Raw genomic sequence first — 17,771 nt, forward strand, 5'->3', positions numbered from 1 at the left:
CTTTCCGTCCTGGACGAACAGGCCTACCGTGCTGGCATGTCCCTGACATAGACCAGCGTCACTTTCCTGTCACCGGCGTCGCACGGGCCCGGCTGACCTGCGCGGCAGTCCCCGCGCGAACGGCACGGCATCACCGCCCGCACAACCGGCAACCTCCGGAGGACACGTGCACACCACCCGCAGCGGCAGCCGCACCAGGCTCCGCATCCGAAAATCCCTCGCCCTGTTCACCGGCGGTCTGCTGGCCGCCGCCACCCTCGGCCTGAGCGCCGCCTCGGGCACGGCCGCCGCCCACGAGGAGCCCGCACCCGCGCCGGCCGCCGACTTCCAGCAGGTCACCCTCGCCAAGGGCGCCGCCGAGACCGGCGAGCCCATGTCGCTGGCCGTGCTCCCCGACCGCAGCGTGCTGCACACCTCGCGCAGCGGCGAGCTGCGCATCACCGACAGCGCGGGGAACACCAAGGTCTCCGGCGTCATCCCGGTCTACTCGCACGACGAGGAAGGCCTCCAGGGCATCGGCGTCGACCCGAAGTTCAGCGAGAACCGGGCGATCTACCTCTACTACGCACCCCCGCTGGACACCCCGGCGGGCGACGCGCCCGAGACCGGCACCGCCGCCGACTTCGCCCCCTTCGACGGGGTCAACCGGCTCTCCCGCTTCGTCCTCAACGAGGACGGCACGCTGGATCTCGGCAGCGAGAAGAAGGTCCTCGACGTCAAGACGTCCCGCGGTATGTGCTGCCACGTCGGCGGGGACATCGACTTCGACGCCGACGGCAACCTGTACCTGTCGACCGGCGACGACACCAACCCCTTCGCCTCCGACGGCTTCACGCCCATCGACGAACGCCCGGACCGCAACCCGGCGTTCGACGCCCGCCGCTCCGCGGGCAACAGCAACGACCTGCGCGGCAAGATCCTCCGCATCAAGGTCGCGGACGACGGCTCGTACACCGTCCCGGACGGCAACCTCTTCGCGCCGGGGACGGACAAGACCCGTCCCGAGATCTACGCGATGGGCTTCCGCAACCCGTTCCGCTTCTCCGTCGACAAGGCGACCGGCATCGTCTACGTGGGCGACTACGGGCCGGACGCCGGCGCGGCCGACCCCAAGCGGGGGCCCGCGGGGCAGGTCGAGTTCGCCCGGGTCACGAAGGCCGGCAACTTCGGCTGGCCGTACTGCACCGGTGCGAACGACCCCTACATGGACTACGACTTCGCCACCAAGACCTCCGGCGCCGCCTTCGACTGCGCGGCCCCGAAGAACACCTCGCCGCACAACACCGGCCTGGTCGACCTGCCCCCGGCCCAGGCCGCCTGGATCCCGTACGACGGTGGGTCCGTCCCGGAGTTCGGCACCGGCTCGGAGTCCCCGATGGGCGGACCGGTCTACCACTACGACGCGGACCTCGACTCGCCCGTGAAGTTCCCCGAGGCGTACGACGGGGACTTCTTCGCCGGTGAGTTCGGCCGCCAGTGGATCAAGCGGATCGAGCAGGACGCCGACGGCAAGGTCGAGTCCATCAACGACGTCCCCTGGTCCGGTACCCAGATCATGGACATGGCCTTCGGACCCGACGGGGCGCTGTACGTCCTGGACTACGGCCTCTCCTGGTTCGGCGGCGACGAGAACTCCGCCCTGTACCGCATCGAGAACGCCACCGGCGGACGCTCCCCGATCGCCGAGGCCGCCGCCGACAAGACGTCGGGCACCGCGCCCCTGAAGGTGCGGTTCTCCTCCGCCGGCACCACCGATGGCGACGGCGACGCCCTCACGTACGCCTGGGACTTCGGCGACGGAGGAACGTCCACGGCCGCGAACCCCACGTACACGTACAAGAAGAACGGCACCTACACCGCCACCGTCACCGCCAAGGACCCCTCGGGCCGCACCGGAGCGGCCAGCGTGCATGTGACCGTCGGTAACACGGCACCCACGGTGAAGCTGGAACTCCCGGGCGACGGACAGCTGTTCACCTTCGGTGACACCATTCCCTTCAAGGTGACCGTCACCGATCCCGAGGACGGCACGATCGACTGCTCCAAGATCGAGGTCCGCTTCGTCCTCGGCCACGACAGCCACGGCCACCCCATCACCTCGGAGCACGGCTGCACCGGCACCATCAAGACCGAGATGGACGGCGGGCACGACCCCAACGCCAACATCTTCGGCGTCATCGACGCCTCGTACACCGACGGCGGAGGCGGCGGCCAGGCCGCACTGACCGGCCACGACCAGTCGCAGCTCCAGCCGCGCCACCGCCAGGCCGAGCACTTCACCGACTCGTCCGGCATCAAGACCTACGACAAGGCGAACGCCGAAGGCGGCAAGACCGTCGGCGACATCGAGAACGACGACTGGATCTCCTTCAAGCCGTACATCCTCGGCGACTCCACCAAGCTCACCGCCCGGATCTCCTCCGGCGGCGCCGGCGGATTCCTCGAAGTGCGCACCGGCTCGCCGACCGGAACGATCCTCGGCTCCGCACCGGTGCCGGTGACCGGCGGCTGGGAGACCTTCCAGGACATCGACGTCCCGCTGCGCGGCGTCCCGAAGAAGGCCACCGAACTCTTCCTGGTGTTCAAGGGCGGCGAAGGCGCGCTCTACGACATCGACGACTTCGAGCTCTCCAACACCCCGCCCGACAAGACCGCCAAGCGCGTCCTGGTCTTCTCCAAGACGGCCGGATTCCGCCACGACGCGATCCCCGAGGGAATCGCCGCGCTGAAGGAACTCGGCAAGGACAGCAACATCACGGTCGACGCCACCGAGGAGGCGGGCCAGTTCACCACCGCCAACCTGGCCCGCTATGACGCCGTCGTGTTCATGTCGACCACCGGTGACGTCCTCAACGCCGACCAGCAGAAGGCGTTCGAGAACTACATCAGGACCGGCGGCGGCTACCTGGGCGTCCACGCCGCCGCCGACACCGAGTACGACTGGGCGTTCTACGGCGGACTCGTCGGCGCCTACTTCTCCGGCCACCCCGCCATCCAGCCCGTCACCGTCCGCGTCGAGGACCACCAGCACCCGGCCACCGCCCACCTGGGCGACGAATGGCAGCGGGCCGACGAGCTGTACAACTACCGCACCGACCCGCGCGACAAGGTCAAGGTCCTCGCCACGCTCGACGAGACCACCTACACCGGCGGCACCATGAAGGGCGATCACCCGATCACCTGGTGCCAGACCTACGAGGGAGGCCGCTCCTTCTACACGGGCCTCGGCCACACCAAGGAGTCGTACGCCGACGCGGACTTCCAAAAGCTTCTCCTGGGCGGGATGCGGTACGCCGCCGGCCAGGTCAAGGGCGACTGCAAGCCCGACACCGGCTACCGGTCGATCTTCAACGGCAAGACGCTCGAAGGCTGGAAGCAGGCAGGCCCCGGGAAGTTCGACGTGGTCGACGGCGAACTGCGCTCCGAAGGTGGCATGGGCCTGCTGACCTACCAGGCCAAGGAGCTGAAGTCGTACTCCCTGAAGCTCGACTGGAAGCTGGCGGGCGACGACAACTCCGGTGTCTTCGTCGGCTTCCCGGAGTCCGACGACCCCTGGTCCGCGGTGAACAACGGCTACGAGGTCCAGATCGACGCCTCCGACGCCGTCGACCGCACCACCGGCTCCGTCTACACCTTCAAGGCGGCCGACACCAAGGCCCGCGACCAGGTGCTGCGCCCGCCGGGGCAGTGGAACAGCTACGAGATCAAGGTGCGGGGTGAACGGCTCCAGATCTTCCTCAACGGCGTGAAGATCAACGACTTCACCAACACCGACCCGGTCCGCAGCCTCAAGGACGGCTACATCGGCCTCCAGAACCACGGGGCGGACGACCAGGTGTCCTTCCGCAACATCCAGCTGAAGGAACTGCCCTCGGCGTAGGGCGGGTTTCCCGACCGGCGGCGGGCGGGCCCGCAATCCCGCCCGCCGCCCTCCCTCTCCCGTACAGCGCCACCGGACCGACCCAGCCAGGACCCCCAGTCAGGGAGGCAGCTCGTGTCAGCAACCGCCGTACGTACCGGAGTCTGGTTCATCGGAGCACACGGCTCCGTCGCCACCACCGCCACAGCGGGAGCCGCGGCGGTCGCGGCGGGACTCCACCCGGCCGCCGGCATGGTCACCGAGACCGCCCCGTTCGCCGACAGCGGCCTGCCACCCGTCACCTCCCTCGTCTTCGGCGGCCACGACACCCTGGACTGCCCCCTCCCCAAACGGGCCGAGGCACTGGCCGCCGGGGGAGTACTCCCGCACGGCCTCCCTTCGGCCGTACGGGCCGAACTCGGCGCCGCCGAAGCGGAGATACGTATCGGCGGGCCCCTACCCGGCGACACCCGCACCGACGAGGAACTCATCGCTGCGTTCGCCGCCGACCTCACCGACTTCGGCCGACGCAACCGCCTGGCCAGGACCGTCGTCGTCAACGTCTCCTCCACCGAGCCCGTGCCCGCCCCCGGCGCCGTACGGCTGCCCGCCAGCTCGCTCTACGCCGCCGCCGCGCTCCGGGCCGGCTGCCCGTACGTGAACTTCACCCCCTCCACCGGCCTGGGCGCACCCGCCCTCCAGGACGCCGTCGCCGCTTCGGGGCTGCCGTACGCCGGCCGCGACGGCAAGACGGGCCAGACCCTGCTGCGGTCCGTGCTCGCCCCGATGTTCGTCCAGCGCGCCCTGCCCGTACGGGCCTGGTCCGGCACCAACCTGCTGGGCGGCGGGGACGGGGCCACGCTCGCCGACCCGGCCGCCGCCGCGGCGAAGAACGCCGGCAAGGAACGCGTCCTCGCCGACACGCTCGGCACCGCCCCCGAGGGTGAGGTACACATCGACGACGTCCCGGCACTCGGCGACTGGAAGACCGCCTGGGACCACATCGCGTTCGACGGGTTCCTCGGAGCCCGCATGGTGCTCCAGACCACCTGGCAGGGCTGCGACTCCGCCCTGGCCGCGCCCCTGGTCCTCGACCTGGCCCGACTGCTGGCCCGGGCCCACGAGGCGGGCCTGACCGGCCCCCGGCCCGAACTCGGCTTCTACTTCAAGGACCCGGACGGCGGACCGGCCGCACTGTTCGAGCAGTACCAGGCGCTGCTGGCCTTCGCCGATCGGCTCCGGGGTGACCGGTGACGGCACGCGACTGGGCGGAACTGCTGCGGATCTCCGCCCTGTTCACCGTCCCCGGAGACGCCCTCGCGGGCGCCGCGGCCGCCGGCCGGCGCCCCGACCGCTCCACAGCCCTTGCGATGGGCGCCTCGCTCTGCCTGTACGAGGCCGGCATGGCGCTCAACGACTGGGCCGACCGCGACGAGGACGCCGTCGACCGCCCGCACCGGCCGATTCCCTCGGGCCGGATCACGCCCCGCGCGGCCCTCACCGCGGCCGGCGCCCTGACCGTGGCCGGCGCGGTGCTCGCCGCCCGCGCGGGCCGCCCGGCCCTGGGCGTGGCCACCGGCCTCGCGGCCACCGTCTGGGCGTACGACCTCCGCCTCAAGCACACCCCGGCGGGCCCGGCCGCGATGGCGGCGGCGCGGGGCCTGGACCTGCTGCTGGGAGCGGCGGCCACCGGGCGGGGTCCGGCGCTGCGGGCCACCCGCGCCGCCCTGCCCGCCGCCGCGCTGCTCGGCGCGCACACCTACGCGGTCACCGCCGTCTCGCGCCACGAGACGCAGGGCGGCTCCACCTCCGCGCCCGTCGCCGCGCTCACGGCCGCCGCCGGGATCGGCGGCGCCCTGACGCACGAACGGCGGGCCCCTCGCAGCGCCCCCGCCGGGCTCCTCCTCACCGCGCTCACCGGCGCCTACCTCCGCACCGCCGCACGCCCCCTCACGCACGCCGCGCTCAACCCGTCGCCACCCCTCACCCAGCGCGCCGTCGGCAGCGGCATCCGGGCGATGATCCCCCTCCAGGCCGCGCTCGCCGCACGCGCCGGAGCCGTGGGTCCCGCCCTCGCCGTCATGGGCCTCGTCCCGCTCGCCCGCGCCCTCTCCCGGAAGGTGAGCCCCACATGACCCTCCGCCTCGGCTACGGAACCAACGGCCTCACCGACCTCCGACTGGACGACGCCCTCGCCCTCCTCGCCGACCTCGGCTACGACGGCGTCGGCCTGACCCTCGACCACATGCACCTCGACCCGATGGCCCCGGACCTCGCCGCCCGCACCCGCCGCGTCGCCGCCCGGCTCCAGCAGCTGGGGCTCGGCGTCACCGTCGAGACCGGCGCCCGCTACGTCCTGGACCCGCGCCGCAAGCACGGGCCCTCGCTCCTGGACCCGGACCCCGACGCCCGCGCGGCCAGGACCGCGCTCCTCGTCCGGGCCGTCGACGTCGCCGCCGACCTCGGCGCCCACGCGGTGCACTGCTTCAGCGGCCTCACGCCCCCGGGCACGCCACCCGACGCCGCCTGGCAGCGGCTCACCGGCGCCCTCGACCCGGTCCTCCGCGCCGCCGATCGGGCCGGGGTCCCCCTGGCGATCGAGCCGGAGCCCGGGCACCTCCTCGCCGACCTCGCCGGCTTCCACCACCTCCGGGTGCTCAGCGGCGACCCCGAGCCCCTCGGCCTCACTCTCGACATCGGCCACTGCCAGTGCCTGGAGCCCGCCCCGCCCGTCGACTGCGTGCGCGACGCCGCCCCCTGGCTGCGCCATGTACAGATCGAGGACATGCGGCGCGGCGTCCACGAGCACCTGCCCTTCGGCGACGGCGAGATCGACTTTCCGCCCGTCCTCGCCGCCCTCGACGCCCTCGGGAGCAGCGGATACGCCGGGCTCACCGTCGTCGAACTGCCCCGCCACTCCCACGCGGGCCCCGAACTGGCATGCTCCTCCCTCGACTTCCTGAACAAGCACCGCCCGTCGAACCGCTGAGACCGCCGAAGGGAGCACGCCGTGACGCACACCCCGAAGAACCCGTCCCTGACGCGCGAGGAACTCGACACCCTGCTCGGCGGAGCCGCGCGCGCCTGGCTCGACGAGGCCCTCGCCGAGGCGGCCCACGCCGCATCCCACCTGGACACCGCACCCGCGGACGGCTACGGCGTACCGCCGTGGGAGCTGAGGTACGCCGCCGCCGGGCGGCACTGCGGACTCGAACACGCCGACTCCGTACGCGCCCTGCTGCTCGTCGAGGCCCGCGCCGGCCTGCCGGTCCTGACCCGCCTCTACGAACAGGGCACCGCCGCCGAACGCCGGGCCGTTCTGCTCGCCCTGCCGGCACTGGACCTCGGCCCGGCCGCCCTGCCCCTCGTCGAGGACGCCCTGCGCACCAACGACACCACCCTCGTCACCGCAGCCGTCGGACCGTACGCCGCGGCCCACCTCGATCCGCACGGCTGGCGCCACGCCGTCCTCAAGTGCCTGTTCACCGGCGTCCCCGTCGAAGCCGTCGACGACCTGGCCCGAAGATCACGCGGCGACGCCGAACTCGCCCGGATGCTCGGCGACTTCGCGTCCGAACGCATCGCGGCCGGCCGCCCCGTCCCCGCCGGCCTGCACCACGTCCTCGCCCTCACGGCACCCGGCCCCGCCGCTTCCACCGCCCCCACGGAGGAGACCTGATGCGCATCTTCGACCCCCACATCCACATGACCTCGCGCACCACGGACGACTATCAGGCGATGTACGACGCCGGGGTCCGCGCGCTGGTCGAACCCTCCTTCTGGCTCGGCCAGCCCCGCACCTCGCCCGCCAGCTTCTTCGACTACTTCGACGGCCTCCTCGGGTGGGAGCCCTTCCGCGCCGCCCAGTACGGCATCGCCCACCACTGCACGCTCGCCCTCAACCCCAAAGAGGCGAACGACCCCCGCTGCACCCCCGTCCTCGACGCCCTGCCCCGCTACCTCGTCAAGGACTCCGTCGTCGCCGTCGGGGAGATCGGCTACGACTCGATGACCCCGGCCGAGGACCACGCACTGGCCGCCCAGCTCCAGCTCGCCGCCGACCACGGCCTGCCCGCCCTCGTCCACACCCCGCACCGCGACAAGCTCACCGGCCTGCGCCGCACCATCGACGTCGTACGAGAGTCGAACCTCGCTCCCGAGCTCGTCCTGCTCGACCACCTCAACGAGACGACGGTCAAGGACGCCCTGGACAGCGGCTGCTGGGCCGGGTTCTCCATCTACCCCGACACCAAGATGGACGAGGACCGCATGGTCGCCGTCCTCAAGCTGCACGGCACCGAGAAGGTCCTCGTCAATTCCGCGGCGGACTGGGGCAGGAGCGACCCGCTCAAGACCCGCCGGGTAGCCGACGCCATGCTCACCGCCGGCTTCACCGACGACGACGTCGACCAGGTCCTCTGGCGCAACCCCGTCGCCTTCTACGGACAGAGCGGCCGCCTCCACCTCGACACCCCCTCACCCCGACCACTCCACGAGGGCAACTCCATCCTGCGCGGAGGGGAGTGAGCCCATGCGCTTCCGCCACCCCGACGGAACCGTCGTCCACCTCGCGTACTGCACCAACGTCCATCCCGCCGAAACCCTGGACGGCGTCCTCGCCCAACTCCGCGACCACTGCGAATCCGTACGCAGGAAGCTCGGGCGCGACCGCATCGGCATCGGCCTCTGGCTCGCCCGGGACGCCGCCCGCACCCTCATCGACGATCCCTCGCAACTGCGCTCCCTGCGCGCCGAGCTCGACCGCCGCGGACTCGAAGTCGTCACCCTCAACGGCTTCCCGTACGAGGGCTTCGGCGCCGAAGAGGTCAAGTACCGGGTCTACAAACCGGACTGGACGGACCCCGAACGGCTCACCCACACCACCGACCTGGCCCGGCTGCTCGCGGCGCTCCTGCCCGACGACGTCACCGAGGGCACCATCTCCACCCTGCCCCTGGCCTGGCGCACCCCGTACTCGGGCGATCCCGAAGCGGCCCGCACCGCACTCGACGCGCTCACCACCCTCGGCGGACACCTCGACCTACTCGCCGAACTCACCGGCAAGTCCATCCGGATCGGCCTCGAACCCGAACCCGGATGCACCGTCGAAACCACCGCCGACGCCATCGCCCCCCTCACCGCCGTCGGCCACCCGCGCATCGGCGTCTGCGTCGACACCTGCCACCTCGCCACGTCCTTCGAAGACCCGGACACCGCCATCGACGCCCTCACCGAGGCCGGGATACCCACCGTCAAGGCGCAGCTGTCCGCCGCCCTGCACGCCGAACACCCCCATCTCCCCGAGGTGCGCAACGCCCTCGCGGCCTTCGCCGAACCACGCTTCCTCCACCAGACCCGGACCGCCACCGCCGCCGGACTGCGTGGCACCGACGACCTCGACGAAGCCGTCACCGGCGAGGTCCTCACCGACAGCACCCCGTGGCGCGCCCACTTCCACGTACCGCTGCACGCACCGCCCGCACCCCCGCTCACCTCCACGCTCCCCGTCCTCCGCGCCGCGCTGGGCCGGCTCGTCGGCGGTGCCAGGCCGCTCACCCGGCACCTGGAGGTCGAGACCTACACCTGGCAGGCGCTTCCCGCCGGACTGCGCCCCCGCACCCGCGCCCAGCTCGCCGAGGGCATCGCCGCCGAACTCGCCCTCGCCCGCGACCTCCTGACCGACCTCGGCCTCAAGGAGCTGCCATGACCACCGCAGGGGCGGCCGCCCCACCCACCCCCCTCCTCGTCCTCGACGTCGTCGGGCTCACCCCCCGCCTCCTCGACCACATGCCCCACCTCAAGGCCCTGGGACAGTCCGGCACCCGGGCCCCGCTCGGCACCGTCCTGCCCGCCGTCACCTGCGCCGCCCAGTCCACCTTCCTCACCGGCACCACCCCCGCCGAGCACGGCATCGTCGCCAACGGCTGGTACTTCCGCGAACTCGGCGACGTCCTGCTGTGGCGCCAGCACAACGGCCTCGTCGCCGGCGACAAGCTCTGGGACGCCGCCCGCCGCGCCCACCCCGGATACACGGTGGCCAACATCTGCTGGTGGTACGCCATGGGTGCCGACACCGACTACACCGTCACGCCCCGCCCCGTCTACTACGCCGACGGCCGCAAGGAACCCGACTGCTACACCCGCCCGCCGGCCCTGCACGACGAACTCACCGAGAAGCTCGGCACGTTCCCCCTCTTCCACTTCTGGGGCCCCGGCGCCGACCTCGTCTCCTCCCAGTGGATCATTGACGCCACCCGCCACATCCTGGACACCCGCCACCCCGACCTCGCCCTCTGCTATCTCCCCCACCTCGACTACGACCTCCAGCGCTACGGCCCCGACGACCCGCGCGCCTTCCGGGCCGCGGCCGACCTGGACCGCGCGGTGGCCCCGCTCCTGGACGACGCCCGCCGCGAGGGACGTACCGTCGTCGCCCTCTCCGAATACGGCATCACCCGGGTCGACCGGCCCGTCGACATCAACCGGGCGCTGCGCCGCGCCGGACTCCTGGAGGTCCACACCCAGGACGGCATGGAGTACCTGGACCCGATGACGTCGAGGGCCTTCGCCGTCGCCGACCACCAGATCGCGCACATCTACGTACGCCGGCCCGAAGACCTCGAAGCCGCCCGCGAGGCCCTGGACGGGCTCCCGGGCATCGACCTCCTCCTCGACGACGAGGGCAAGAAGGCGCACGGTCTGGACCATCCCCGCTCGGGAGAGCTGGTCGCCGTCGCGGACCCGGACGCCTGGTTCACGTACTACTACTGGCTCGACGACGACCGCGCGCCCGACTTCGCGCAGCTCGTCGAGATCCACCGCAAACCCGGCTACGACCCCGTCGAGCTCTTCATGGACCCCGAGGACCCGTACGTCCGGGTCAAGGCGGCCACGGCCATCGCCCGCAAGAAGCTCGGCATGCGCTACCGCCTCGCCGTCGTGCCGCTCGATCCCTCACCGATACGGGGCAGCCACGGCCGCCTCCCCCCGAGCGACGAAGAAGGGCCGCTCATCCTCTGCTCCACCCCCCACGCGTTCACCGGACCCGTCCGGGCCACCGAAGTGAAGTCCCTGCTCCTCACGCTGGCCGGTCTCCCAGGGGACCCGTCGAGCCCAGAACGAAGGTAGGACACCATGACCGCGTACAACGACGCACCTGGAACGGAAGACGGCCTGCGCCGCAGCCTCGGCGTCAACCGCCGCCGCTTCCTCAGCACCTGCACCGCCGCCGCGGCGACGGCCATCGCCGCGCCCGTCTTCGGCGCCTCGCCCGCCTTCGCCCACCAGGGCCACGGTCACGGGCACGACCACGGGCACGACCATGGCCACGGGCACGGGCAGGCTCTCGTCCCGGCGGACAAGCGGGGCATCATCCTGTACACCGTGCGCGACGCCACGGGCCGGGACCCGCTCAGCACCGATCTCCCCTCGGGCTTCCGCGAGGTCTTCAAGCAGCTGGCCCGCTTCGGCTACCGGCAGGTCGAGTTCGCCGGCTACGGCCAGCACGCCAACGCACCCGGCGGCAGCAACCTCGAAACGGTGGCAGGCGCGAAGCTCCTGCGCTCCTGGCTGGACGAATACGGCCTGCGCGCCCAGGGCAACCACGGATTCATCCCGTCGTCCTGGCCGCTGAGCCAGAGCGACCTGGACGAGTTCAAGCGGCACCTGGAGATAACGAACATCCTCGGCATGGAGCACATGGGCACCGGTGGCGACCCCACGGGCAGCGCCTACCGGGCCGACTGGGACGTGGCCGCCGACAAGTGGAACGCGCTGGGGGAGATCGCTCGCCGTGCGGGCATCAAGCTGTACACGCACAACCACGACGCGGCCTACGGCTTCCTGCTCGACGGCGGACCGCTGGACGCGCAGGGACGGCCCACCCGCAGCTCCGGTGTCCGCAAGCTCGAATACTTCCTGAAGGTCACCGACCCGAAGGCCGTCTGGCTGGAGATGGACATCTTCTGGGCGCACGTCGCCCAGTACAAGTTCCACACCTACACCGCCCTTGACGGCTCGCAGCAGGAGAACGTCTTCGACCCGGCGGCCCTGGTCCGCCGCAACAACAAGCGCTACCCGCTGTTCCACGCCAAGGACGGCGTCGCCAACACCACCAGTGGCGACGGCTACGACATGGTCCCGTTCGGCACCGGAATCATCGACTACCGGACGTTCTTCAGCCGCGTCGGAGAGGCGCGCTACCGCAACCCGATGGTCGAGCAGGACAACGCACCGAGCTCGACCGACCTCGCGCAGTCCCTGAACCACGCGCGGATCGGCTACGAGGGCATCGCGGCGCTGCGCAAGTAGGGAGAGGCCCGGCGCGGCCGCGTCAGCCGATGCCCTGCCGGTCGGGCAGCAGCGAGAACTCCCGCTCGGCGGCGTCCGGCACCGCGTGCTCCACCGCCTGTACGGTGAGGGCGCGGTGCCGGACGAGCGGCCCCCGCCGGTCCGGTCCGGCCAGCGGCATCAGGTCGTCGATCCCGGCGAGCAGCCGCCGCGTCACCTGCGGAACACCCGCCGCACACCGGCGCACCTCCTCGAAGCCCAGGTCCACCAGGTCCTCCCACGACGGCACCTCCTGCACCAGCCGGACCGCGCCCTTGCGGTCGCGGTGGTGCACCGTGCCCAGCGGCAGCCGCACCGCCGCCGCCAGGAACTGCACGATCCGGTCCAGGCACTGCACGGCCGTCGTCGGGTCGTTCGTCGCGGCGGACAGCGCCCGCAGCGCGATGTCCGACAGCTGGCGCAGCCCGAACGCCAGGTCCTGGTGCAGGGTGCGCTCCACGCCCACCGACACCGTGTACCGCAGCGCGTGCCGGGACGGGGCCGCCCCGCCGTGCACGGCGAGCACCGGCGTCCCCGGCACCACGAAGTCCCCGAGCCGGGGGATCAGCCGGAGCACCACCCCCTGGCGCCGGGCGGCCCGGACCAGCCGGGCGACGTTGACATCGCGGAGCACGCCGGCCCGCCCCTCGTACAGGATCTGCCCGGTCTCGTCGGGCAGCGGCTCCTCGCCGGGGCGGCCGGCGGGCATCCGGCCCAGCACCCGGAAGGTGTCCCGGGTGATGTGGTCGAGGACGGGCCCGATCTGCATCAGACGCAGCGTGGAGCTCACGTACGCGATGAAGAGGAGCAGGCTGAGACCGACGAGCAGGGCGGTCAGCACGCTCTGCACGAACGGCAGCGAGGTGACCCGGCGCGGGTCGGTCTCGCTCTCGTACGAGCTGAGGACCAGCAGCGAGAACACGAACGTCGCCAGGAACACCGACAGGGTCAGCTTGCTGATCCGGCTCCGTACGAAGATCCGCACCACCCGGGGCGTGAGCTGGCCGCTCGCCATCTGCACCGCGACCAGCGAGATGCTGAAGACCACACCGATGAAGGTCATCATCGCCGAGCTGACCGTGACGACGATCTGCTTGGTGTCCTCGGCGACCTTCACCAGGTCCTGGATCTCGTCGTACGCCCGCTCCTCGCGCAGGTACGAGACGATCTGCTCGTCCACCGCCGAGGCGGCGAACCAGAGCACGCACGCGACGACGAGCGTCATGGCCGGGGCGAACCAGAAGGTCTCGCGCAGATGCTCGCGCAGCGGCGACAGCGCGCGGGGAGTACGGGAGCCGCGATCACTCATGGTGGCGAACGTAACCCGCCCCGCCCGCGAAATGGCTCTGCGGCACCCCGGCACCGCACTGACCAGCGCGATGTCCACCGGCAGGCCCCCGATATCCAGGTGAAGGGCACCCCGAACCCCTGGTATTGTTTTCTTTGTCGCCGCGGGAAACCGGGGCGGATCACCTGGTCCGGGTGGCGGAATGGCAGACGCGCTAGCTTGAGGTGCTAGTGCCCTTTATCGGGCGTGGGGGTTCAAGTCCCCCCTCGGACACTCATCCAGTTCCCACGGTTCATCGCGAACCGTGGGAATTTCTGGTTTCCGGGCGGCCCCGCGCCGCGGCCGGAGGAGCCGATCACCCCTTGGAGGACCCCGGTGGCTGTCCAGCGGATCACGACCCGCAACGCCCGCTTTCAGCAGTTCCAGACGCTGCTCACCAACCGGACCAAGCGCGGCCGCGCCCGCGAGTTCCTCGTCCAGGGCGTCCGGCCGATCACCATGGCCGTCGAGCACGGCTGGACGGTCCGCTCCCTCCTGTACGACGCGAGCCGCCCGCTGTCCCGCTGGGCGGAGGAGCTGGTGCGCGGGATCACCACGGAGCGCATCGCCATGGCCCCCGACCTGCTCGCGGAGCTGAGCGAGAAGGCGGAGGGCGCCCCGGAGGTCCTGGCCGTGGTCGAGATGGAGCCGGACGAGCTGTCCCGCATCCGGGTCGACGAGGACTTCCTCGGCCTGGTCTTCGACCGCCCGACGCAGCCCGGCAACATCGGCAGCATCGTCCGCTCCGCCGACGCCTTCGGCGCCCGCGGGCTCATCGTGACGGGGCACGCGGCCGACCCGTACGACCCGAAGGCGGTCCGCGCGACGACCGGCTCCTTCTTCGCCCTCCCCGTCGTCCGCACCCCCTCGCACCGCGAGGTCGGCGCGTGGCTGGACGCGGAGCGCGACCGGGGCCGCCCGGTCCTCGTCGTCGGCACCGACGAGGACGGCGAGTGCGACGCCTCGGAATTCGACCTCACCCAGCCCGTCCTGCTGCTCATCGGCAACGAGACGGCGGGCCTCAGCAGCGCCTGGCGCGACCGCTGCGACCACATCATCAGCATCCCGATGACGGGCTCGGCCAGCTCCCTCAACGCCTCGAACGCGGCGTCGATCGTGCTGTACGAGGCACGGCGGCAGCGGTTGGCGCAGGCGCGGCGCTAAGCGCCTGCGTCCCGGGCGGACAGGGCGGCCAGATAGCGCGGCAGCGCGTTGGACGCGAGGGACAGCGGAAAGCGGGCGCCGAGCTGACCGTCCGGGCGTACGACGAAACCGGTCGGCCCGTCCGGCCGGTAGAGCCGGGCGAACTCGCCGCCCGTGTCGCGGTAGCCGGGCGCGTCCGCCGGCGCGTCGCCCGCCAGGACGGTGACGCTGTCCATGCCGCCCACGTCCGCCGCGTCGACAGCTTGCGGCGCGTACCGGAGCAGCACATGGCCCGTCCGGCCCCGCAGTACGTCGAGCAGCCGCAGCGAGTATGCCGCCACCGGGTGCGTCAGACCGGCGCAGTCCGGGGCGCGGTCGCCGGGCTGCGGGGCGTCGGCGGGCCCGTAGGGGGTGCCGGACAGCGGTCCGTCCCGGTAGTCGACGAGCAGCTGGGCCTCGCGGAGCAGTACGGTCCGCAGGTCGTCGGCGTCGTTCTCGACACCCCGGGTGGCGTGCCGGACGGTCCGCCCGACGACCTCCTCACCCACCGGGCGGCGCTCCGCGTCGTAGCTGGTCAGCAGCGCGGGACCGGCCTCGCCGCGCACCACGAGGGCGAGTTTCCAGGCCAGGTTGCAGGCGTCCTGGATGCCCGTGTTCATGCCCTGCGCCCCGGTCGGCGGGTGGATGTGGGCGGCGTCGCCCGCGACGAAGACCCGGCCCTCGCCGTACCGGTCCACGATCCGGTGGCTGATCCGGAAGACGGACGACCAGCGCATCCGCGACAGGACGGCAGGGCTCGGCGCCAGGCGGTCGACCACGGCCTGGATGTCAGCGAGCGCCGGCGTGCGCCCGCCCTCCAGCCCGTGCGCCACCTCTCCGCCGTCCGCCGGACCGGTGGAGAGCGCGGGCGGCACCAGCATGGACATTCGGTAGCGGCCCGTCCCCGGCAGCGGGATGCAGACCAGCAGATCGTCCGTGGACCCGTCGGCCGCGGTGTGACTGGCACGCACCCCGTACCCGTACGGCAGGTCCCAGTCGGCCTCGACGTCGGCCAGCATGTACTCCTCGCCGAACGCCCCGCCCTCGAAGGAGAGCCCGAGCCCCTTGCGCACGGTGCTGTGCGCACCGTCGCAGCCGACCAGATATCCGGCCCGCACCTCCTCGGTCCCGCCGGAGGCCGTACGCAGCCGCGCCGTCACCCCGTCCGCGTCCTGGTCGAAGCCCTCCAACTCGGTCCCGCGCTCGACGACCGTGCCGAGACCGGCGACGTACTCCTCCAGGATGCGCTCGGTCTCGTACTGCGGAAGCGAGGCGAAGCCGTAGGGCACCTCGGGCGGCAGCGCGAGCTCGATCCGGGCCACCTCGGCCCCGTTGACGTGGATGAGCTGCCCGTACATCGGCGCCGCCGCCTCCAGTACGGCCCCGGCCAACCCCATCCGGTCCCAGAGCTCCAACGTGCGCGGCTGGATACCCACCGCCTTCGCATACGGCAGCCGGCCCGCCAGCCGGTCGACGATCCGACACACCACCCCGCGCCGTCGAAGCTCCGCCGCGACACTCAACCCGACGGGCCCGGCGCCGATGATCAGGACGTCGGTGTCGTTGGAGTGCTCACTGGAGCGCGTGTGCGCCATGGATGCCTCCTGGTGCGTTGGCCCGCGGGATGCCCGTACTCATGGTCGCGCAGCGGAGGGTGGCCGGCGAGCGGACGGAACGGCCGGTGCGGATTGCGCGACCGATTCCGTCGGCGAGGATCGCGAAGTCTGGTTCGGCGTGAGCGCCGGCCCGTGGTGCGGGTGCTGTGGCAGGGTCGGGGCCATGCCCTTCGATCACAACGACCACTACCACCGCCTGCTGCTGCGCCAAGTGCCGCGCGACTGCGGGGCGGCGCTGGACGTGGGGTGCGGGACCGGGCGGTTCGCGCGGCGGCTCGCCCGCCTGGGCATGACGGTCGACGCGGTCGACCCATCGGAGGAGGCCATCGCGGAGGCCCGCGCCCTCTCAGCACCTGACGGACGGTCAAGTCTCATGGAGATGAGTGGGTTTCGACCTTGAACATGCCGAGGTCCTGGCGGTCGTCGAATTCCAGGTACCCAGGTTGTCCGTCCGGGACCATGAGGACCGTGGTCCCGGACGCACGAACTCGCCCGGCCGCGGGTCCGGTTCGTTCAGGAGGGTCTCCTCGGCCATGCCGAGCCCCGCGCAGTTGCCGCTGGTCACTTCATCGATGGTCTTTGTCTCGCCGTCCTTGCCGGTCCACCGTGCGTGCGTCAGCGGGTTTCCCGGATCGGCGACCTCCGGGTCGAGCCCCGCGTCGTTCGGCAAGCGGCCGGCCTGTTTCAGCTCTGTCAGGGTCACTTCGGCCGAGGTCGCGGGGATATCGAGCGTACTGTCGGGCGAGATCGCCACGGGGAGCTTCTTGCCCTCCTTGAGGACCCGTACCTGGTCACTCCCTCCGGAGTAGTTCCTCGCCTCAGCTTGCGCCCCGGGAGCGCGGGGCGCAGGTCGGCGTCCGTGTCACTTCCGCTTCGCGTACACGATCAGGTTGTCCACCGGGTGGCCGGCCGCGTCGAAGGCGCCGTCGCAGGTGATCAGGCGCAGGGCGCGGTCCGTGGTGCGGCCGTAGACGCGGGCCGTCGGGAAGGCGTGCTTGCTCACCGTCTCCAGGGCGGTGACCTCGAAGCGGACATCCTTGCCCCGAGCGTCCCGGACCACGATCTCCGCACCCTTGGCGATCTTCTTCAGGTCGTGGAAGACGGCCCGGCCGAAGCGGGTGTCGTTGTGGCCGATCAGCACCGCCGCGCCGGGCTGACCGGGCACGGCGCTCCCCGTGTACCAGCCGGTCGTCATGCCCTTGTCGGCCGGCGGGACCTCGACCGAGCGGTCCGGGTTGAGGCCGAGCCGCATGATGTCGCTGTCCACGCCCAGGGACGGGATGGAGACATGGGCGGGCGGCTCGGCGGTGGCGGCGGCGCTGGGGGCGGGAGCCTCGGCGGCCGCCGCCGACGCGGGGGCCTTGGAGGGCTGCGGTGCGGGGTCGCCGGAGCAGCCGGTCAGTGCGGCGAGGGCGGCGAGGGTGAGGGCTGCGGTGAGGGGAAGGCGGGTGCGGGGCAT

The 17,771-nt window shown here is 72.0% G+C and carries 15 protein-coding genes and 1 tRNA gene; 12 read left to right on the forward strand and 4 right to left on the reverse strand.

Annotation, left to right across the window (positions count from 1 at the left end):
* The first annotated feature begins 166 nt into the window (after window positions 1–166).
* From ACIQZN_RS00280 to ACIQZN_RS00320, 9 genes are all read left to right on the forward strand, one after another.
* Entirely contained in the window at window positions 167–3,880 is a 3,714-nt protein-coding gene (locus ACIQZN_RS00280; protein ID WP_403986057.1) for a ThuA domain-containing protein, read from the forward strand.
* 114 nt (window positions 3,881–3,994) lie between these two features.
* Window positions 3,995–5,113 (forward strand): inositol-3-phosphate synthase, encoded by a 1,119-nt coding sequence (locus ACIQZN_RS00285; RefSeq protein ID WP_403986060.1) that lies wholly within the window; start codon window positions 3,995–3,997, stop codon window positions 5,111–5,113.
* The gene (locus ACIQZN_RS00290; protein ID WP_403986063.1) at window positions 5,110–5,994 is read left to right on the forward strand and encodes an SCO3242 family prenyltransferase; all 885 of its coding nucleotides are present in this window, start codon (window positions 5,110–5,112) and stop codon (window positions 5,992–5,994) included. Before ACIQZN_RS00285 ends, ACIQZN_RS00290 begins: the two co-directional genes overlap by 4 nt.
* A complete protein-coding gene (locus ACIQZN_RS00295) occupies window positions 5,991–6,848 on the forward strand; it encodes a sugar phosphate isomerase/epimerase family protein (RefSeq protein WP_403986066.1) in 858 nt (285 codons plus the stop codon). The genes ACIQZN_RS00290 and ACIQZN_RS00295 overlap by 4 nt, the downstream gene beginning before the upstream one ends.
* Before the next feature lie 21 nt (window positions 6,849–6,869).
* Complete coding sequence (locus tag ACIQZN_RS00300) at window positions 6,870–7,538, forward strand: EboA domain-containing protein (protein ID WP_403986069.1); 669 nt, start codon at window positions 6,870–6,872, stop codon at window positions 7,536–7,538.
* On the forward strand, window positions 7,538–8,386 hold the full coding sequence (locus ACIQZN_RS00305; RefSeq protein ID WP_403986072.1) for a TatD family hydrolase: 849 nt from the start codon (window positions 7,538–7,540) through the stop codon (window positions 8,384–8,386). Before ACIQZN_RS00300 ends, ACIQZN_RS00305 begins: the two co-directional genes overlap by 1 nt.
* A 4-nt stretch (window positions 8,387–8,390) precedes the next feature.
* On the forward strand, window positions 8,391–9,566 hold the full coding sequence (gene eboE, locus ACIQZN_RS00310; protein WP_403986075.1) for a metabolite traffic protein EboE: 1,176 nt from the start codon (window positions 8,391–8,393) through the stop codon (window positions 9,564–9,566).
* Window positions 9,563–10,987, forward strand: coding sequence for a nucleotide pyrophosphatase/phosphodiesterase family protein (locus ACIQZN_RS00315; protein ID WP_403986078.1), 1,425 nt, complete (start codon window positions 9,563–9,565; stop codon window positions 10,985–10,987). Before eboE ends, ACIQZN_RS00315 begins: the two co-directional genes overlap by 4 nt.
* A 6-nt stretch (window positions 10,988–10,993) precedes the next feature.
* The gene (locus tag ACIQZN_RS00320) at window positions 10,994–12,169 is read left to right on the forward strand and encodes a sugar phosphate isomerase/epimerase family protein (RefSeq protein ID WP_403986081.1); all 1,176 of its coding nucleotides are present in this window, start codon (window positions 10,994–10,996) and stop codon (window positions 12,167–12,169) included.
* Window positions 12,170–12,191: 22 nt separating this feature from the next.
* Here the strand turns inward: ACIQZN_RS00320 and ACIQZN_RS00325 are convergent, their stop codons facing one another.
* Window positions 12,192–13,496 (reverse strand): DUF2254 domain-containing protein, encoded by a 1,305-nt coding sequence (locus tag ACIQZN_RS00325; protein WP_403986084.1) that lies wholly within the window; start codon window positions 13,494–13,496, stop codon window positions 12,192–12,194.
* 167 nt (window positions 13,497–13,663) lie between these two features.
* Here ACIQZN_RS00325 and ACIQZN_RS00330 point away from each other — a divergent pair.
* Window positions 13,664–13,748 (forward strand) — tRNA-Leu (locus ACIQZN_RS00330).
* 102 nt (window positions 13,749–13,850) lie between these two features.
* Complete coding sequence (locus ACIQZN_RS00335) at window positions 13,851–14,678, forward strand: RNA methyltransferase (protein ID WP_403986087.1); 828 nt, start codon at window positions 13,851–13,853, stop codon at window positions 14,676–14,678.
* Here ACIQZN_RS00335 and ACIQZN_RS00340 read toward each other — a convergent pair.
* A complete protein-coding gene (locus tag ACIQZN_RS00340) occupies window positions 14,675–16,291 on the reverse strand; it encodes an FAD-dependent monooxygenase (RefSeq protein ID WP_403986090.1) in 1,617 nt (538 codons plus the stop codon). The genes ACIQZN_RS00335 and ACIQZN_RS00340 overlap by 4 nt on opposite strands.
* A gap of 184 nt (window positions 16,292–16,475) precedes the next feature.
* On the opposite strand from ACIQZN_RS00340, the gene ACIQZN_RS00345 reads away from it, so the two are divergent.
* A complete protein-coding gene (locus ACIQZN_RS00345) occupies window positions 16,476–16,712 on the forward strand; it encodes a class I SAM-dependent methyltransferase (protein ID WP_403986093.1) in 237 nt (78 codons plus the stop codon).
* Here ACIQZN_RS00345 and ACIQZN_RS00350 read toward each other — a convergent pair.
* Window positions 16,677–17,066: a hypothetical protein gene (locus ACIQZN_RS00350; RefSeq protein ID WP_403986096.1), complete on the reverse strand. Its 390-nt coding sequence runs from the start codon at window positions 17,064–17,066 to the stop codon at window positions 16,677–16,679. The genes ACIQZN_RS00345 and ACIQZN_RS00350 overlap by 36 nt on opposite strands.
* 108 nt (window positions 17,067–17,174) lie before the next feature.
* A complete protein-coding gene (locus tag ACIQZN_RS00355; RefSeq protein ID WP_403986098.1) occupies window positions 17,175–17,771 on the reverse strand; it encodes a class F sortase in 597 nt (198 codons plus the stop codon).

Source organism: Streptomyces sp. NPDC097595 (genome assembly GCF_044761525.1).
Classification (GTDB): domain Bacteria; phylum Actinomycetota; class Actinomycetes; order Streptomycetales; family Streptomycetaceae; genus Streptomyces; species Streptomyces drozdowiczii_A.